General features: G+C 42.6%; 14 protein-coding genes and 2 pseudogenes. 7 read left to right on the top strand and 9 right to left on the bottom strand.

All coding sequences use genetic code 11. The features are described 5' to 3' along the window. Positions 1-35: 35 nt before the first annotated feature. Positions 36-1,073, bottom strand: coding sequence for a tRNA (adenosine(37)-N6)-threonylcarbamoyltransferase complex transferase subunit TsaD (gene tsaD / locus ACM0OW_RS05740; protein ID WP_414549074.1), 1,038 nt, complete (start codon positions 1,071-1,073; stop codon positions 36-38). Positions 1,074-1,250: 177 nt separating this feature from the next. On the opposite strand from tsaD, the gene ACM0OW_RS05735 reads away from it, so the two are divergent. From ACM0OW_RS05735 to ACM0OW_RS05725, 3 genes are all read left to right on the top strand, one after another. After that, positions 1,251-1,745, top strand: a complete 495-nt coding sequence (locus tag ACM0OW_RS05735) for a Photosystem I reaction center subunit III (RefSeq protein ID WP_414549073.1) — start codon at positions 1,251-1,253, stop codon at positions 1,743-1,745. Between the two features lie 40 nt (positions 1,746-1,785). Continuing rightward, positions 1,786-1,938, top strand: a complete 153-nt coding sequence (gene psaJ / locus ACM0OW_RS05730) for a photosystem I reaction center subunit IX (RefSeq protein WP_239729551.1) — start codon at positions 1,786-1,788, stop codon at positions 1,936-1,938. A 254-nt stretch (positions 1,939-2,192) separates the two neighbouring features. Continuing rightward, on the top strand, positions 2,193-2,714 hold the full coding sequence (locus ACM0OW_RS05725; RefSeq protein ID WP_414549072.1) for a photosystem I reaction center protein subunit XI: 522 nt from the start codon (positions 2,193-2,195) through the stop codon (positions 2,712-2,714). Between the two features lie 180 nt (positions 2,715-2,894). Here ACM0OW_RS05725 and gmk read toward each other — a convergent pair whose 3' ends face one another. Both gmk and remA read right to left on the bottom strand, forming a co-directional pair. Further along, positions 2,895-3,494 carry a guanylate kinase gene (gene gmk / locus ACM0OW_RS05720; RefSeq protein ID WP_414549071.1) on the bottom strand — a complete coding sequence of 200 codons (600 nt, stop codon included), beginning with the start codon at positions 3,492-3,494 and terminating at the stop codon, positions 2,895-2,897. A 533-nt stretch (positions 3,495-4,027) separates the two neighbouring features. Further along, the gene (remA, locus tag ACM0OW_RS05715) at positions 4,028-4,294 is read right to left on the bottom strand and encodes an extracellular matrix/biofilm regulator RemA (protein ID WP_193997704.1); all 267 of its coding nucleotides are present in this window, start codon (positions 4,292-4,294) and stop codon (positions 4,028-4,030) included. Between the two features lie 610 nt (positions 4,295-4,904). On the opposite strand from remA, the pseudogene ACM0OW_RS05710 reads away from it, so the two are divergent. Together ACM0OW_RS05710 and rnc are read left to right on the top strand one after the other, a co-directional pair. Next, positions 4,905-5,339 (top strand): annotated as a pseudogene (locus ACM0OW_RS05710) (NYN domain-containing protein); the annotation flags it as partial. A 56-nt stretch (positions 5,340-5,395) separates the two neighbouring features. Continuing rightward, positions 5,396-6,079 carry a ribonuclease III gene (gene rnc, locus ACM0OW_RS05705; RefSeq protein WP_414549070.1) on the top strand — a complete coding sequence of 228 codons (684 nt, stop codon included), beginning with the start codon at positions 5,396-5,398 and terminating at the stop codon, positions 6,077-6,079. A gap of 46 nt (positions 6,080-6,125) precedes the next feature. On the opposite strand, the gene ACM0OW_RS05700 is transcribed toward rnc, so the two are convergent. The 3 genes and pseudogenes from ACM0OW_RS05700 to hetZ all read right to left on the bottom strand — a co-directional run bounded on the left by ACM0OW_RS05700 (position 6,126) and on the right by hetZ (position 10,994). Beyond that, complete coding sequence (locus ACM0OW_RS05700) at positions 6,126-8,441, bottom strand: DUF3488 and DUF4129 domain-containing transglutaminase family protein (protein ID WP_414549069.1); 2,316 nt, start codon at positions 8,439-8,441, stop codon at positions 6,126-6,128. A 359-nt stretch (positions 8,442-8,800) separates the two neighbouring features. Beyond that, positions 8,801-9,781: pseudogene (locus tag ACM0OW_RS05695) on the bottom strand (PatU). Beyond that, positions 9,774-10,994 (bottom strand): heterocyst differentiation protein HetZ, encoded by a 1,221-nt coding sequence (gene hetZ, locus ACM0OW_RS05690; protein ID WP_414549068.1) that lies wholly within the window; start codon positions 10,992-10,994, stop codon positions 9,774-9,776. The pseudogene ACM0OW_RS05695 and the gene hetZ overlap by 8 nt, the downstream one beginning before the upstream one ends. Before the next feature lie 208 nt (positions 10,995-11,202). Here hetZ and ACM0OW_RS05685 point away from each other — a divergent pair, with 208 nt between their 5' ends. Further along, the gene (locus ACM0OW_RS05685) at positions 11,203-11,676 is read left to right on the top strand and encodes a hypothetical protein (protein WP_414549067.1); all 474 of its coding nucleotides are present in this window, start codon (positions 11,203-11,205) and stop codon (positions 11,674-11,676) included. An 86-nt stretch (positions 11,677-11,762) separates the two neighbouring features. On the opposite strand, the gene sds is transcribed toward ACM0OW_RS05685, so the two are convergent. Next, positions 11,763-12,734, bottom strand: a complete 972-nt coding sequence (gene sds, locus ACM0OW_RS05680) for a solanesyl diphosphate synthase (protein WP_414549066.1) — start codon at positions 12,732-12,734, stop codon at positions 11,763-11,765. 1,090 nt (positions 12,735-13,824) lie between these two features. On the opposite strand from sds, the gene ACM0OW_RS05675 reads away from it, so the two are divergent. Beyond that, a complete protein-coding gene (locus ACM0OW_RS05675) occupies positions 13,825-13,989 on the top strand; it encodes a hypothetical protein (protein WP_414549065.1) in 165 nt (54 codons plus the stop codon). A 126-nt stretch (positions 13,990-14,115) separates the two neighbouring features. Here the strand turns inward: ACM0OW_RS05675 and murI are convergent, their stop codons facing one another. Together murI and ACM0OW_RS05665 are read right to left on the bottom strand one after the other, a co-directional pair. Next, positions 14,116-14,979 (bottom strand): glutamate racemase, encoded by an 864-nt coding sequence (gene murI / locus ACM0OW_RS05670; protein ID WP_414549064.1) that lies wholly within the window; start codon positions 14,977-14,979, stop codon positions 14,116-14,118. A gap of 362 nt (positions 14,980-15,341) precedes the next feature. Further along, on the bottom strand, positions 15,342-17,261 hold the full coding sequence (locus ACM0OW_RS05665) for an N-acetylmuramoyl-L-alanine amidase (protein WP_414549063.1): 1,920 nt from the start codon (positions 17,259-17,261) through the stop codon (positions 15,342-15,344). Between the last annotated feature and the right edge of the window lie 249 nt (positions 17,262-17,510).

The raw sequence follows: 17,510 nt of genomic DNA, 5'->3' as shown, positions 1-17,510 counted from the left end.
CGTTAGCGTAGCTCTCCCGAAGGGAGCATTACGAATTAATACAATTTCATTACTTGGCTGAGTGGCAATCTAGACTCAACACCTAAAGTCAAAGGTGATGTATGACCAAGTTTTAGGTGATGAGAGGCGGCGCAGGCAATCATAGCGGCGTTATCGGTACAGTATTTTAGGGGTGGGAAGAGGACACGCAGGTTATGCTCGGCGGCGGTTGTCTGTAAGATTTTTCTCAGGCTGCTGTTAGCTGCTACCCCTCCACCTATGGCAATGGTGTTGAGATTATAATCCAGGGCGCAGGCGATCGCTCTTTTGGTCAGCGATCGCGCTACGGTTTCCTGAAAACTAGCGGCTAAATCAGTGACTGGTACTGGTTTTTCATCTTTCTCTAATTGCTGCACTAACCGCAGTACCGCCGTCTTTAACCCACTAAAACTGCTGTCATAGCGATGATATCCCCCACCCGGTAAAGAAACTTTCCCTTCTGGCAAAGTAAAGGCGCGGGGATTTCCTGTTTGTGCTAGTTGGTCAATCATCGGTCCACCGGGATAACCCAGTTTTAACAACCGGGCGACTTTATCAAAGGCTTCACCGGCAGCATCATCACGAGTTTCACCTAAAGTTTCGTAAACTCCACAATCCTTTACATAAATCAAGCTTGTATGTCCGCCGGAAACGAGTAAGCTAAGAAATGGGGGATTTAAAGTTGGTTCACTCAAATAAGTTGCGTAAATGTGACCTTCGAGGTGATGCACTCCCAAAAATGGCTTGTTGTGTAACATGGCTAAAGTTTTGGCAGTAGTTAACCCTACTAAGAGCGCTCCTACGAGTCCAGGGGCGCAGGTAGCGGCAATACCATCGATTTGCTCCCAGTTCAGTTGGGCTTGCTCTAATGCTTGTGCGATCGCCTGATTGATTGTTTCTAGATGTTGCCGGGATGCCACCTCTGGCACTACCCCGCCATATTGACTATGAACTGCAATTTGGGAAGCTACGATACTGCTATAAACTTCACGATTGTTAACAATTGCGACAGCAGTTTCATCGCAGCTGGTTTCTATTGCTAAAACAGTTGCCATGATCAGGTTGTGTTAAGTAACGATTTGTTGGAGAAGCTTTAACTTTTATTTACTTCAACTTTACTCGGTTCCCGGCCAAGAGTATGATTACTAGCTAGTTATGCAAATAAAACACTGTACAAGCCGCTTCGTTTTGTACAAAGAACTTTCTGTTTTGTAATAAAAGGAAACAAATCTATGAGACGATTGTTTGCTTTGATTTTAGCGATTTGTCTTTGGTCTAATTTTGCCCCCCCAGCCCAAGCGCTTGGTGCTAATTTAGTCCCCTGTAAAGACTCTCCCGCCTTTCAAGAGCTAGCAAAGAATGCCCGTAACACCACCGCCGACCCCGAATCTGGGAAAAAGCGGTTTGAGCGTTATTCTCAGGCACTGTGTGGTCCAGAAGGCTACCCTCACTTAATTGTTGATGGTCGCCTAGATCGGGCTGGTGACTTCCTAATTCCCAGCATTCTCTTTTTGTATATTGCTGGTTGGATTGGTTGGGTAGGCCGTGCTTACCTGCAAGCCATCAAAAAGGAATCAGATACCGAAGCTAAAGAAATCCAAATCGATCTCGGTTTGGCTCTACCTATTATTGCCAGAGGCTTTGCTTGGCCTGTGGCAGCGCTTAAAGAACTTGTTTCAGGCGAATTAACCGCTAAAGATTCAGAAATTACTGTTTCTCCCCGTTAATTCTGACTAACTCAATTCATTTGTTTTGGAGACTAAATTCATGGCAGAAGAAAAAGGCGCTCAATCGTCCTATTTCATCACATTTCTTTCTACGGCTCCCGTGGCAGCTACTATTTGGCTCACCATTACAGCCGGGATTTTAATTGAATTTAACCGCTTTTTCCCTGACTTACTTTTCCACCCACTACCATAAGTGGAAAATGGAATTTCATGCTGAATATTGTGTAATTGGATTACTGAGTCTAATTAGGCGAAAGTCTGACTCAAATTAGCAGGAAATATAGCTTGTGAAACTCGTAATGCTGTAAATGGCTTGCGAGTTTCATAGTTTAATAAGAGCAGGTAAATTAATTTTTCTAAACTTCCCAGGCAAAAAACATATTTGGCTACAATTATTATTAATAATGTAAAAATGCCCCCATCCTAATTTAGAGGCGAATACAAAATATGGCGCAAGCAGTAAATTCATCGAAAAATCGCCCCAGCGATCCTAGAAATAATGAAGTTGTTTCTCCAGCAGGTCGTGATCCTCAACAAGGAAACCTAGAAACCCCAATTAATTCCTCTCCTTTAGTGAAGTGGTTCATCAATAACTTGCCCGCCTATCGTCAAGGTCTCAATCCTTCTAGACGTGGCTTAGAAGTAGGCATGGCTCATGGTTACTTGCTATTTGGACCTTTCGCTAAATTGGGTCCTCTACGTAATGCCACAAATGCTAATTTAGCCGGGTTATTGGGAGCAATCGGTTTGGTTGTGATTCTCACTGCCTGCCTATCTCTGTATGCTAATAGCAATCCTGACAAAGCACTTGCTAGTGTAACTGTCCCTAACCCACCAGTAGACGCTTTTAACTCCAAAGAAAGCTGGAATAATTTTGCCAGCTCTTTCTTGATTGGTGGCATTGGCGGCGCAGTAGTCGCTTATTTCTTGACTAGCAATTTGGGACTGATTCAAGCTCTATTTGGTTAATTTAATTTTTGCATAATTGGGCATTGGGCATTGGTAATAGCTAATTGTGAGTTATTTTTTAGTATTACCCATGCCTAATGTCCTATTTGTTATTTTCAGAACACAGAGGAAAAGCTGCGCTTTTTTTCTGTGTTTTTTTTAGTTTGGGGTGAGCAATGCTTAGTATCGAAGAGTTTCCGACTATCCAAATAAAGTCGCTTCTATAGCGTTGAGAGCATTTTCTAATTCGTCATTAACGATTTGAACATCAAATTCGTCTGCGGCTTGGATTTCTACTTGGGCGCGGTGTAGGCGACGAGCGATCGCTTCTTCAGAATCTTGGGCGCGGCCACGTATGCGGCTCTCCAATTCGTTCAGAGAAGGCGGTAAAATAAAAATGCTGAGAGCGCTAGGAAAGGAAGTCCGGATTTGTCTGGCCCCTGCTAGCTCAATTTCTAGCACTACTAACTTGCCAGATTGAACTTGGTTAAGCACAGCTTCACGGGGAGTACCGTAATAATTACCCGCAAATTCTGCCCACTCCAAGAACTCGCCTTGGGCAACTAATTGTTCAAACTTACTGCGGCTAATAAAGTAATAATTTTCGCCGTTAATTTCTCCTGGACGAGGAGAACGCGTCGTCACGGATACAGAATAATAAAGTTCTGGATGACGTTTTAACAGTTCTTGCATTAAAGTGCCTTTACCAACCCCACTGGGGCCAGTTAAAACAATTAGCCTGCCTGGAGAGGGGCTTGGTTTGGTGGGAGCATCACTCTGGATAGGTAAAACTTGCATCATCCGTTCAAACTGTGAATTAATTATTAGACATTATTCATGAGTCCTTAGCTGTGTTTTCGTTATCAGAAAAAATGTTGACGAACGAATTTGTAGCACGGGTGACAGAAAACTTGTCTAATTCACATGGTACTGCTGATGTGGTGCAAATAGGGTAGTGTTATTGACTGTACCCATTTTAGATTTTGGATTTTGGATTTTGGATTAGTTTTTTTTGGTTTGAGCAAGGCTGCTATGCCTACTCTCAAATCTAAAATACTCGCTACGCTGCTGACACGGCGCTAACGTTAATCTAAAATCCTTAAGATAGCAAAGTGCTGTAAAGCCCAGAGGGCATCCGCGTTAGCGGAACTTATGCTTTAGCTATACGCTTAAAGCCGTAGCTGGGCGTTTAGCCTGTGGGAACCCATTTTTTCAAGGACTTCAAGCAATCAAGAATGCCTGAACTGCCAAGGCTGTTGCCATATATCTCCTGCTTGGTGGAGTCAACCTAAAATTGCAAATCTCAAATCCAAAATTGTTTCACCTATCTTAAATCAGTTCTCTACAGTATGGTGATCGCGGGAAATCACAAACCGATTCGCTACCGTTTCTGGTTGAATCGCTGAAAGAATGACGTGGCTAGAATCAGTGATAATTACCGCCCTGGTGCGACGGCCGTAAGTTGCATCCACTAATTGACCTCTATCCCGTGCATCGGTAATGATCCGTTTAATTGGGGCAGACTCTGGACTAACGATGGCAACTACTCGGTTGGCAGACACGATGTTACCGAAACCAATGTTGATTAATTGTATTTCCATAAAAAAAATGACACCAAATGTGGTGTGACAAGCTGGTAAGGTAATTATTCCATGTTATCGTCAAAAAACAGGACTTACAACGATTTACGTCTAGCAAGCCTGAGTTTTTATCTGACAAATCGTTTTTTTAGCTAATAAATAGCTGAATCTAATGAAAATATTCCCCAAGAGATATGCGAATTCTTAAAAATACAATCTAGTTAACTGAGTAAATTTATTTTCAGTTAAGTTATATTAAAACTCGGCGTAGTGGGAATTTTCTTACATTTAGAGACTGTATATTAGCAAATATTGTTTCTTGTAGCCATATATTACCCAATTACTATTGACAAAAATATCACAACAGTGTCATAGTATAAACTAAAGCAGCTACAGAGTTCAAAAAAATTTTATGCTTGGGTTTTCGCTTCATGCGCCGCAGTCAATTGATCTGCGGATTTTGAGACGGCAACCGTTACCGAACTAACCTTTCAGATTTGTCTGAAATGTCAGGCTGAGATATATATTGACCTTCTGATACTGCTTCACGAAATCAACAGAAGCAATGGGAAATAAGCAAGCAAGCGGTTCAATCATTTCGCGTGTAGCTATTTTTTAGGATTGGCAAAATACCAGAGCAACGGAAGAGCAAATTCAGTGTTTGGTGGGTTTTGCTTACCGCCAGGGAAACATCACACTCAAAAAAGTTTACTCGGATTGGAACTTAGAAAAGAACAGGGAACTGCAAGAGAAACTCTTTTGTGAAGGTTTTCAATCTATCAATGTTCCTTCCTCCAAAAACAAGCCAAATCGGACAGATGAACAGTTGATTCGTGAATGTAGAAAACAGGCTCTCGAACAGCCAGATATCAACACAGTGATTTTGCTTTCAGGAGATGGCGATTTTAAAGCGTTGGTACGTGAGCTGAAGATTCACGGGAAGAAAGTGATTGTAATTGCTCAGTGTGAGAAAAATACAAGTCAGCAACTTAGAGAACTAGCTAATGAATTCTATTTTTTAAGCCAAATTGAGCAAAAGTTTAAGAATAAACCTCTTGCAGCTTAAACGGCAGATTTAAAAATAGCACTTTACACCTAGAAGATTCAAGAGACTGAAAACAAATGCTGGAATTGTTAAATTTTAAGAACGAAGAGCTTTTGCGGCAAGCGTTGACTCACCGTTCCTATGTCAACGAACATCCTGGGGAAAAGCATAATGAGCGCTTGGAGTTTTTAGGCGATGCCTTACTGACTTTTATTAGTGGTGAGTATCTTTATACTCGCTATCCAGATATGGCAGAAGACCAAATGACTCGTCGCAGATCGGCATTAGTGGACGAAAAGCAATTGGCTAAATTTGCGATTGAAGTCGGTTTAGATTTTAAAATGCGCTTGGGAAGAGGAGCGATTCAGGATGGTGGTTTTCAAAGTCCCAATTTATTGAGTAGTGCCTTTGAATCGGTTGTGGGAGCGTATTATTTAGATTGCGATCGCAACATTGAGAAAATTCGCCCGATTCTTGAAGATTTATTTAACTCAGTCCCGGAAGCGATTATGGAAATCCGTTCTAATGTCGATTCCAAAAATAGATTACAAGAGTTGGTACAGGCAAATTTTGGATCTGTACTACCTAAGTATGACACCGAACGAATCGGAGGCGAGGATCATGCTCCAGAATATCTGGCTACGGTTTCCGTTGTTGGTACTAAGGTTTACGGACAAGGAACAGCTCGTGGTAAGAAGGAGGCTGAAAAACGAGCTGCGGAAAATGCCTTATCTAATCTGAAAAAACAGGGTTTAATTTAGAACTGCCAGAATGTAGAGATGTTTCATGAAACGTCTCTACAAGGGTTCACTTGGCACTCTTTTTCAGTTCTTGCCATCTTTGTCGCAATTGATTCAAGTTAGGAGTATGACCACCATAACGCCAATCCACATAAGCTTGACAGGTTTCATCTATTAATTGAGCCGTGGCTGGGGGGTGATGCTGGTGTGATACGCTGGCATACTCTAGAGGTGTTTGTGCTGGATGCTTACCTAAACCTTGTTGAGCTACCCATTGCAACATTTGCTGATAGAGACTTTCCATCGGGGGTAATTTTTTTAACCAGCGACGCTTACGCCACTGTTGCCACTGTCCCCAACCTAGCCAAGCAAAAAATGCTGTGATCGTGGACAAGATTAAGCCAGTTAAGACACCCAGCCAACCTTGGAAGAATAAAGCCAAAAACCAAGCGATCGCTCTCACTAACCAGCCAAATATGGTTCCAAATAGAGTGTTTAAAAATCCTGTGACAGGACTTGGTAGCCAGCCAGCTACCCATTGCCAAAACTGCCGCAGCACACTAAATGTCTCAATATCCTCAATGGAAGGAGGAATTAAAGGATGATTGGGAATGGGGTCAAATGCAAACCAGCCATATTTAGGGAAATACACTTCCGTCATCGCGTAAGCATCTGTGTTACTGACAACGTACATTCCTGTAAATGGATTAAACTGTCCTGGATTAAATCCAGCCACCAATCTGGACGGGATACCAATAGAACGTAGCATCACCGTGAGAACTGTAGAAAAGTGATCGGGATAGCCGCCTTTGTGTTTGAACAAAAAAGCCTCTACTAAGTCTTCTTCTTCACTTAGAAAAGGCAGTCCTAAAGGATTTTCAGGAATAGAATAGTTTTGCTTAATGTACTGAGCTAGGTAGAGTGCTTTTTCATAAGCTGAGTCTAGGGTTTTAGCAGAATTGGCAATGCGTTCTTGGTTGTAATTATTCAGGATTTCTTCAGTTCGTTGCCGAACTTTGACCGTAATTTCCGGGGGAATTTGTAAATAATAATTTTCGATATTTTTGGGATAGTTAGTAGAAGCTTGTCCTAATAAAGTGCGATCGCGATATGGTACTTCTGAAACCACAGTGTAGGTTAAACCTTCTGATAATCCTACAGGCGATCGCAAGCCATTTTCAGTGTCCACAGCAATGACCGGCGCAGGATAATAGATTTCCCTGGGATGAGCCATAGCCGGAATCAAGTTAGGTAAATCTGACACCACTGTGTAAGTTTGCACTACTGCTCTAGTCCGACCAGTAAATATTGGCAAAGGCAGACGAATTTGGTAAGACCAAGACGGTCGCCTGTGGGTAGTAACTTCCTCATTGCGGGAAATCTCCCATCCTTTCCCGGTATAGCGGTCAAATGCCAAAACTCGCCAAAATCCTTCAGCCTGCGATCGCACCCGCATGACTACCTTGGGTTTCATCTCTCCCCGCAGGTTTTGGTTCATCTGGCTATTAAAACCGTAATAAAAATTACTATCTACACTGCCCGGTTCACCTGTTCCCCCTTGTCCCTGGCCACTATTACCATTGCCTTGATTACTACCTTCGCGGACATAACCAGGATTAAGAATAGTCCGACCTGTAAAATCCTCCTGGACATTAATCGGGGCGCTAACAGGAAAACTCCGGAGTTGATAACCAGGAAATCGGGGTAAAACTGCAAAAATTGCCAGACCTAGCCCGACAATTAGCAAGAAATTTACAATTAAGAATTTAAAATTTAATATTGGAGAGTTCTGCTGATCAAACTTTTTATTTTTAACTTTTAATCGCTGAATGCCCAGTTGTGAGCGATAGTTTAAGACTAAAGTCGGTAATGCGATCGCCAAAAATAATAACAGCAGTGGTGCAAAAGCCAAAGTTTGGCTGATTGTGGCTGCCACACCTAATAAAATTAGACCTATGACTATGGAATAGCCCAAGCTTTTGCGCCGAGGCATATCAAAGCTGTGGAGTATTTGTAGTTGAATTAATAACTCTGCTAAAGCCAGGCGTGTATCGTTCATTTCTCCCACCAACCGCCCAAAAAAAGCGCCTAGTGCGATCAACATCCCGATGGCAATGCAGAATTTAACTGGAACATTTGCACCAACGCGACGGTAGTAACTCCAAGTTGTACCTAATATACTTAACGGCACTGCCCACAGACTGAATTGAGTTGAGGCAGCAATATCCGTGGACACAATTCCCACAATTACTAACGCTAGCACTAGTACTCTGAAGGAAATTCCATTTTCTACTTCCGTTGACGTTGATCCCTGGACATTTTGCCTCCAGTAACGGCCTATAGGTAGAAGCCAAACTTGATTGATCCTAGATAACTTAAACATTAAGAATAGAAGCCGAGGATGTTGTAGATGCTGTTGGAATGCAAAATTATACCAATCTTAACAAAGAATCCACAGGATAAGATCATCTAGAAATTGGTATGAGGAAATTACTTGCTCGTTTGTTTTTTAGCAAGCTCCTCTAAAGAAAACAGGAACTCCCCGAAGACTAGCCTTGGGAGTCGTTGTCTCTTATACAAGTGTTATGTTCATTGAGGTTTGTGTGGAAACACTATTGATCGTTGATGAAGAAAGTAGAAACCCTAATGACCGATTGTTACTAAAGGATAAGATTTAAAGCACGGCAATCATTTCAGACATTAGTGCTAATCGACCTAAAAAGCTAACGGAGGTCATTTAAATTAAATCGTGGGACTAATCACAAACAGCAAAGGCTGTTGGTCTAATTCTGGAAATTCAACTTCCAGGGTATATACTGGAGTTGGTTGATTACAGTATAACTCAACACTGAGATGTCCTGGACTTGCAGAATTGGCTATTGCCTGGTTGCCATTTCCTTGCAATTTCAAAGTACCTGGAGAGGGTAACTTACAATTAACACTCAAGTGTGTCATCTGATCTTGAGATTGGTATTCTACCCTCAAAGTCAGCGTACCAGCACTAGTGAGCCATTGTCTTTCTACCACTGGATGGGCTGATGACACTGGCAAAGTCAAATTATCTAGCAATTGTTTAGCTGCTAATAATGACAATGCTATCTGCTGGGGTGGTTGTAAATCTGAGTAATCTTCATGAATTTGAGGTACTGTATCCTGAGTATTCACAGAACGATAGGTGCTTCTTAGTACCAATCCAGCTAAATCATTAATAGCCTGTGAATCATGAGGGAAAAAGCCTTCAACTACCTGAACTAGTTTTGCCCCTAGAGGTAGCGAAGATGTAATCAACCCTTGACATTTTCTCAATAATTCTTGGAAAACTTTCTCTGGTAAAGGAATTGGCAGATTCAACTTTGACTGTTGTGGTATCCATCCCCAGTTGGAATTTAAGGCGAGCGATCGCTCTTCCACAAATTCTGGGTACTCTACTAACTGAGACTCCCAAGGAAATAAAGGAGGCTGCTTTTCGACTTCGATTTGTAGCCGACGTTTAAGGACGGCTTGGAAACGTTCTTGCACAGTAGGAATTTCTCCCAATTGAAAGGTTTGGGGCATTCCTCCCAATTATGGCTCACCGCCTGTAAAGGTGGCTACCTCCTTAAGAGGGTGGTTTACCCCGTCAATTTCCTCACACTCTACCAATTTAAGCTCGTTGGTGTTAGCTTTATTTGCCAACAACCAATCGAGTAAATTGGTTTGTAAGGATTCTGAGTCACTATTCATGGGTAGATGCACTTGATCCGGACACTAGGGAGTTACGAATTTCCCATGCTTGTTCCAGAATCTTAAACCACCGTTTTTGCAGTTGCGCTGTGGACAACCCCAAAGTTTTGGCTATTTTTTCATCTGGCTGTCCTTCTTGTTTCAATTCCAGTAACGAACGCTGCTTTTCGTCTAATTGAGTTGTATAATCGTGCCATTGCTGAGGCGTTAAACCTAAATTAGTGTGCAGTGAGGCTTCCAACCACTCGTGAACTAATTCCCAACGGTGTAACAAGGCAAACCGAATCAAATGATATTTAAAGCGTTGCTGTAGGTAGTCGCGCTGGCGAGGCGTTAAACCCAAAATTGACTCAATTTCCTGAGTTGATAAATCCTGAAGACGTAGAGAGAAGTAGTCAGCACAATCAGATTGTTGTCTTTGTGCGAGATAATCCATCAATTCTGTGATCACAACTGAACGCAGAGTATCTTCCTCTGGTTCCGGTTCTGGTTGCATGGCCATTGCGGAACGCAATTGCTGTACTGCGGGTTCTTCCCAAGAACCGTCATTGTCGTTGGAACTACCTTCAGCCGCCTGTTCTATATCTACGCTGGTTTCCTGGGGTTGCTGCTGTGAGAAAGTCTGCGCCCGGAGGATAATTAATTGCTGCTGTCGCCCTGGTAAGGGAATCCGCCGCTTACCGTAGCGTTCAGTAAAGGCCATGTACTCTGCCAATTCCAGGAGAGTTTGGGGACGATAAGTCGGACCCATTTGGTTTTCCCGCCGGAAAGCATTTAAAGCTTCCAGATAAAAACCTTGAAGAAAGTCTTCAATAATTGTCAGTCGTCCTTGATAGCTTAACTGTCTTTGAGGAGGATTAATGTAGCGATAAATAATTGCACTCAAAGTACTGTGTAGCTCTACCCTGCCTCGACTTGAACCCAAGTGATAATATCTGAAACACTGTTGCAGCCGATGTCTGGCTAAGGAAATAGCCGAGCTTTGGATATCCCCAGAAGCTTGGATGCGTTTACTTTCTTGGCAAATCCGGTACACTTCGGTCGTAATTCTGTTGGCGACATCGTGACAATTCTGCTTGGAAGCTTTAGTTGATTCCTGAAGCTCTTGGTATAGGAGTTGGAATGTCCCCTCTACGCCAATAGAATTTTCTTCCTGAACGGTTGGGGCGGGAACTGTTGTGGTTGGGATTGTTGCGGTTGCGGCTGAATTCATAATCTCGGTTTTCAAAAGACCCTAAAAATACTCAAGTAAGACCTGTGAAGATCGTGGGTGTTGGCTGGCTATTTAAATTTGCGTATAAGCTAAACGCAGGCTAGTCCAGTAATTAGGCTATGCCTATGTCTAGGATTCCCTTTGATGGGATAGTTAAAAATTTGATAGATGCTTTTGCCATTACCCACCGAGTCATTTACAAGTCATTATGGATTTAAAAAGACAAATTGAATTGCTGATTAATAATGCACCCCGCGATGGCTTAACACCACATCTTGTTTCAGCAATTGCTCCCGTATTGATCTCGATCACTAAAAGATTACGTCATTCCCATTACTATGTTCTTCAGAATGCAGAAGAGAGTTGGGTTTTAACTACATTGAGCAATCGGGCAAATCCAGGACTGGAGAAGCGTGTTGTCTACGCTTTTCCTACCATACAGGATGTCTCCCTAACTTCACCTGCTGGGCTTGACCCTCAAATGCTAGCCAAAATTGTGCCTGTAACCCATATTTTGTTCCAATTGGTGGCATTAGAACCCGTAGATAGTATAGTTTTTTTGGAAACGCCGGGTCAGACCACTCATACCTTTGAACTCCAACGTTCACAATTGCTTAATCTACTACAACAACAGATGAAACAGCAACAAAAGGGTCAACAGATACCTCCGAATATTGCATAAATAAATTTTGCAGTTGGGATCTATTAGATACATCTAAAATCCCAACTGCAAGAACTAAAAAAATTAATTTAAAAATCTGAAATTTATTAATAAAGCCGACTAAGTACGTAGTCAGCGATGTTAATTAGTGCCTCGCGTGATTCGGAGGGTGCGAGAACCTCAAGATGATCAACGGCTAGTTTGGCATGGTAAGCGGCTAATTCTCGCGCTTGCTGGATACCTTGACTCTCTTGAATCAGCTCTAGAGCTTGCTCTAAATCTCCTTCTTGGTCAAACTTCCGGTCAATCAGGGCTTCTAAATCTGGTTTTTCCCCTAAAGCAAATAGAACGGGTGCAGTGAGATTACCACTTTTCAAATCAGATCCGGCTGGTTTACCCAAGGTATCTGTTGTGCTGGTGAAATCTAAAATATCATCCACAATCTGGAATGCTAGACCGAGATGACGGCCGTAGTCATACAAATGTTCGGCAGTTTCTAGGGAAACGTCACTGAGTAACCCAGCTGCTTTGGAACTGTTGGCAATTAACGAGGCTGTTTTGTAATAGCTCTTTTTGAGATAGGTCTCTATAGAGATGCCATTATCAAAACAATTTATTCCTTGCTGGATTTCGCCGGTAGCCAGATCCATAATCACTTCTGAGAGTAGTTTGACCACCTCCAAATTATTTAAGTTGGCTAAATACCAGGACGATTGGGCGAAGAGAAAATCTCCTGCTAAGACGGCAATGCGATTACCGAACAGACTATGAACAGTCTCCACGCCACGTCGCATTTGTGATTCATCTACCACATCGTCATGCACTAGGCTTGCCGTGTGAATCATTTCCGTGATTTCTGCTAGGCGGCGGTGACGCAGTGTTATGTCTTTTTCTAACATTGTGGCCCGCGATATCAGCAGAACAATTGCTGGTCTAATACGCTTTCCCCCAGCTCCGAATAGATGTTCGGCTGCCATAAATAGAATGGGGTGGCGATTTCCAACTAGCTGCTTGAGGTTATCTGCTAGTAGTCGCAGGTCTGCGTCCACAGGGGTAAACAGGGAGGTGGCTGAGGTCATGGATGGGCGGACTCTGGCTTAGGTTACGAAAGTTTACATATCCTACACTCATTTTAAGATAACCCTGTGCCAGCGCAAAGTTTTGATTAGACAATACCTGCTTATTTGCTGTCTATTTTCCCCGAAAAATTCAGATGGGCAAGAATTACAATCTGGATAGAATCCTTACGGCCACAGTCTAAAGCTATGCTTCCGCCTCAGAAAAATATTCTGTGCATCAGACAAAAAATTTTTTTAAGATTGAACTAAAAAAAGCCTTTATTAATCTAAAAAATATGAGTAGCGACTGTTTTAACAGTCAAGGTATGTCTAAATTCATCACAATACTCAAAAATCATAATTGATGATTTGTATCTGGCAAAATTTCTCAAAGACAGTCTAGGACTGTAAGTTATATATAATACAAAACTAACAATATAATTTCTTAATAAGAGTTATAAAATATACATTTACTAATACCGGAGATGGTTCAGTCCTCCTCGCCTTATTTTCAGGCATCAAGAAATTTTTAAATTTAACCTTAAACTTGGCTGAAAACTCAGGATCATTGTGTTACGCTAAAATGTATAGATTTTAAATTTTTCAGAACTCATTTTCCAAAGGTAAGCCGTTTTTAGGTATTTTTACCTGAACGAACTTGAGTATCTAAAATAAGTCGTCTAAGTCGTCGCTGTAAACCAAGAATTAAGAAAATTATTTCTTCATTCTTTGTATGGCAATTAAGCCTCCTGAGATGGAGCTTTGCGATATCCTTATGGTTATTCGCTTTGAGCTTTTAGCGTCTGTTAAACGTTAAGGCTGCTCTTGTCATAGAGGTATGCCCGCAAATAATGCAGACTAAGTAGACTGCTGAGGAGTGCAGTTAAGATTGCTGTTTAGCAATGTAACTGTTGTGGTGTGTGTGGTCTGCAAAAAAATCAGTTTCATAATTATTAGTTAACCGTAGATAATTTTCAGTTTACGGAAAAATCTAGTATAGCAAATTCAGCCATCAAGGTTTACTTGGTTGGTTACATTTCTTTTAACCTAAAAAATTACATATTCCATTAAGTAGGGTGCTGGTAGAACGATGATTTACGGGAAGATACCTATGTTGACTTTTATTTTAGCTGCTGGATATTTGTTTACAGTCTACCTATTATTAGCGCTGGCAAAGAAAACCGGCAACAAATCTGCTCCGAGAAATTTACCTGCGACTAACCCAGAAAAGCACAATCAAGATATGACAGTAACTCATCAGGTGACTGAGTTTTGAGTGCTGAGTGCTGAGTGGGTAGCGGCGGGTTGAAGCCGCCAGTCTGTAATTCTTCTAAATCCTGAGTAAACCCGCCCGGACAACGAGTGCTGAATAGGGAATGCTGAGTGCTGAGTATAAAGCCATTTAAAAGTGAGAAATTGCAGTATCACTGAAATCCACAACTTCAACTGTGGGAGTATGTCCTAGCCACTGTACACTGGATTTCGCAAACTGTTGTGGACAACCACTGACAGCGAAGCGAGTGGGTAGTGGGGGATTTGTATTGCTCAAGCCTAGTAGGTCTAATTCTTGAGTACAGGCTGCGACAACGTGAACAGCTGGGTCAACTAATTTGACTTGAGAGGGGAGAAGCGATCGCAGTACTGGTGCAAGATGAGGATAATGGGTACAGCCGTAAACCAAAGTATCAATTTCTTGCTGTATCAACGGCTCTAAATATGAGCGTGCTACTTCATGAGTGTAAGGGTCATTGATGCGATTCTGCTCAATTAGTGGCACGAACTCAGGACAACTGACTTGCCAGACTTGGACATTCGGATCAATTTCGAGAATAGCGCGGCGATAAGCATTACTTTTAGCTGTGGCTGGGGTAGCAATGACACCGATACGTTTGCCTTCCACCACTGCTGCTTTCGCTCCCGGTAAGATAACTCCGATAATCGGCATACTAAATTCCCTACGGACTATTTCTAGTGCAAGGGCAGAACTTGTATTGCAAGCCATAACTACCATTTTCACGCGTTGCTGTTGCATCCAGTTGAGGATTTCGCGCACATACTGTAAAATTTCGGCTTGTGAACGAATGCCATAAGGCAAACGAGCTGTATCTCCAAAGTAAATAATGGATTCGTTCGGTAGATGGCGATAAAGTTGTCTTAGGACTGTCAGCCCACCCACACCACTGTCAAAAACGCCAATTGGGGCGCGTTGAGGTTCTTGAGCAGAAAAATCGTCTAGATGTCCGTCAAAGATGGAGGATGAATACACAGGTAGATATTGATTTAGGTTTATGGATATAAAACTCAAATTAGGTGCGTTTTCTGGCCTTTTATAGTACCAAGATTTCGACTTTAACAATAAAATTCTGACCTGCGGCTTTCACAGATCAGAACTTTCTTTGCAGCACAAAATTGTTTACTCGTCTTAAAGCCACTGCTAATGGCTATGAATTATATCATATCTTTGAATGTCGTCATCCCGCTAAAGAGAGATTTTATATATAGCAATTGCCAAGGCAGTTAGGACAGTTTTGATGACTTGAAATCCTTGAAGCAACTGGGTTTGTACTCAGCACTCCCGACTCAGCACTTTGCTACATATCAGTATCAGACAACAATAAATACAATTGCTTATCTTCGTTGTAGATGCTGGAGGATACCACGAGCGATCGCATCGGCCATTTGATTTTGGTAAGCTGTGGTTCTGAGCCTAGCCGCATCCTCTGCACCTGTAACAAAACCCACTTCCACCAGCACTGAGGGCATAGAGCTTCTTCTGAGGACGTAAAATCTAGCTTGCCGCACCTTTCTATCTCGAATAGTGACATTTTGAAGAACGCTGCTATGAATTGAGCGAGCTAGACCCTGACCACTGCCGTAATAATATGTTTCCAAACCATTGACATCTGGACGACTCATGCTAATAGCATTAGCATGAATACTGACGAATAAATCAGCCTTAGCTCTTTGTGCTAAATCCACTCGTCCTTGCAGGCTGACAAAATAATCTGAATCACGCGTTAGTACTGCTTGGACACCATTTTGCTGCAAAATCGCGGCTACCCTTTGGCTAATTGGCAAAATTACATCCTTCTCACGGAGTCCGCTAATACCAACTGCGCCGGGGTCTCTACCACCGTGTCCGGGGTCAATCATCACCACTGCTCTGGTTTTGGGTGCAGGGCGTGGCGCTGGCTGGGATCTAGGTGGGGGAGGAGCAGTTGGACTTGGGAGTTGCCCTTGGGTTGGTGGTGGTAGGGGTGGTAGTGCTACTGGGGGTACTGGAAGTGAAGTCGTACCCCGACGAGAGCCTTGTAACTGTAGAGCCAACATCTGATTGCTGACTTGGTTTAATTCCCCAATTTGTACTCCTGATGCTGGTTGTACCAAAACAACCACTGTATTACCTTGAGGTTGCAAGCGTACCCGGAGGATGGGACTATTGGCACTAAAATTTGGGCCAGTAACATTGGCTGCTAACTTAGCATTGGGAATAGTGATTCGGAACAAACCAGAGGATCTATCCCATCCACTAGTGGCATTTACTGTTTTATCCGATCTAATCAATAACTGCGTATCATTATTACCTAATTCTACAGACTGAATTGTGGCTGGCGAATTATTGGCAACTGGGATGTTGCGAGTAGAGGGGGTTGAGGGCTGATTGTTCTGCGAGTTATTGGAATTATTACTGCCCGGTAATGTGACGACGCGAGAAGGTAGAACCACTAAACCACCAGCACTACTAGTAGTTGCACGCCAGTCTGGGCTATCTTTGTTTACCCGTAAGGTCATGCGGACACCAGGTGGTTGGCTGTTTAAGGGAGTCAATTCGATGCGACTCACACCATGTCTGTTAATTTCACTATTTCGCTGCGTCAGACTGGATGATAAACTCGCGTCAGCGATATCCATAAAAATGGTATTGCGATCGCGACTCCGATTAATTTTAACTTGAGGATTACTGCCACTAGTCCGCAAAAACAACCCATCCCCCGTCACCTGTAAGTTCTGAATTTGAGTTTTTCCAGGTGTGGCGCTGGCTACTTGATTACTGGGTGTGGCGCTGGCTACTTGACTAGAAAAGTCTGGTTTATTATCAGCATCAGAGTCAACAGTTACTACATTGTAAATATTTCTGGAAGAGCTTTCGGCTTGCTCTGGCATTAGCCTTGGTAATTGGACTCTCCAGCGATTGGCACTGACGTTTTCAAATTGTACCTGCTGGGGATCTAGGGTATACCCTGGACTGACTTCCACAACTAGGCGCGTTGTTTGTGGGTCAAACTGCCCCACACGGACAGCACGAATAGCACCACCTATCTGCTGTGTAGACTGCGGCCGCCCAAAGGTCGTGCCGGGTAAATCAATGACCAGACGTGTAGGGTTGAATATCAGTTGTGCTTGGGGTTGAACAGCGCCGGTTGTGTTAATTTCCAGACGATTTTGATTGGCATCAAAACGCCAAGATTCCAGTCTTGCTGCTACAGCCGGCGACGATAGTAAGACAATAGTTCCTACAGTACTGGGTAGTAACCAGTGTAATTTCACAATCCTTTCTCCTGATTCGCGTTCATGGGAGCCATCAATATCTCAACATATTGGCTAATCGTCACACTGTTACAACCTAATCTTGATCTTTGATCCTTTTGTGACTTGTGTGCTGTTATCAAGACACAATTAATGGCTTAAGTTGCTAGTATTCCCTCTAACTTTGCCATCCTATCAGGATATAATATTAACCAGATCAAAGTATTTCAGATGCAACGAAAATATTGCCAAAATTAACCGCACTCAGTC

The sequence above is a fragment of the Anabaena sp. CCY 0017 genome, from assembly GCF_963920885.1.
Taxonomy (GTDB): Bacteria; Cyanobacteriota; Cyanobacteriia; order Cyanobacteriales; family Nostocaceae; genus Nodularia.
The sequence above is the reverse complement of the archived record's forward strand: the minus strand, read 5'-3'. Positions and strand labels throughout refer to the sequence as shown.

Coding starts and splice junctions, on each gene's coding strand:
- sds (WP_414549066.1), bottom strand. CDS start 12,734: ATGACCTCAGCCACCTCCCTGTTTACCCCTGTGGACGCAGACCTGCGA.
- remA (WP_193997704.1), bottom strand. CDS start 4,294: ATGGAAATACAATTAATCAACATTGGTTTCGGTAACATCGTGTCTGCC.
- gmk (WP_414549071.1), bottom strand. CDS start 3,494: ATGATGCAAGTTTTACCTATCCAGAGTGATGCTCCCACCAAACCAAGC.
- ACM0OW_RS05700 (WP_414549069.1), bottom strand. CDS start 8,441: ATGTTTAAGTTATCTAGGATCAATCAAGTTTGGCTTCTACCTATAGGC.
- ACM0OW_RS05735 (WP_414549073.1), top strand. CDS start 1,251: ATGAGACGATTGTTTGCTTTGATTTTAGCGATTTGTCTTTGGTCTAAT.
- psaJ (WP_239729551.1), top strand. CDS start 1,786: ATGGCAGAAGAAAAAGGCGCTCAATCGTCCTATTTCATCACATTTCTT.
- ACM0OW_RS05725 (WP_414549072.1), top strand. CDS start 2,193: ATGGCGCAAGCAGTAAATTCATCGAAAAATCGCCCCAGCGATCCTAGA.
- rnc (WP_414549070.1), top strand. CDS start 5,396: ATGCTGGAATTGTTAAATTTTAAGAACGAAGAGCTTTTGCGGCAAGCG.
- tsaD (WP_414549074.1), bottom strand. CDS start 1,073: ATGGCAACTGTTTTAGCAATAGAAACCAGCTGCGATGAAACTGCTGTC.
- ACM0OW_RS05675 (WP_414549065.1), top strand. CDS start 13,825: ATGTTGACTTTTATTTTAGCTGCTGGATATTTGTTTACAGTCTACCTA.
- hetZ (WP_414549068.1), bottom strand. CDS start 10,994: ATGAATTCAGCCGCAACCGCAACAATCCCAACCACAACAGTTCCCGCC.
- ACM0OW_RS05685 (WP_414549067.1), top strand. CDS start 11,203: ATGGATTTAAAAAGACAAATTGAATTGCTGATTAATAATGCACCCCGC.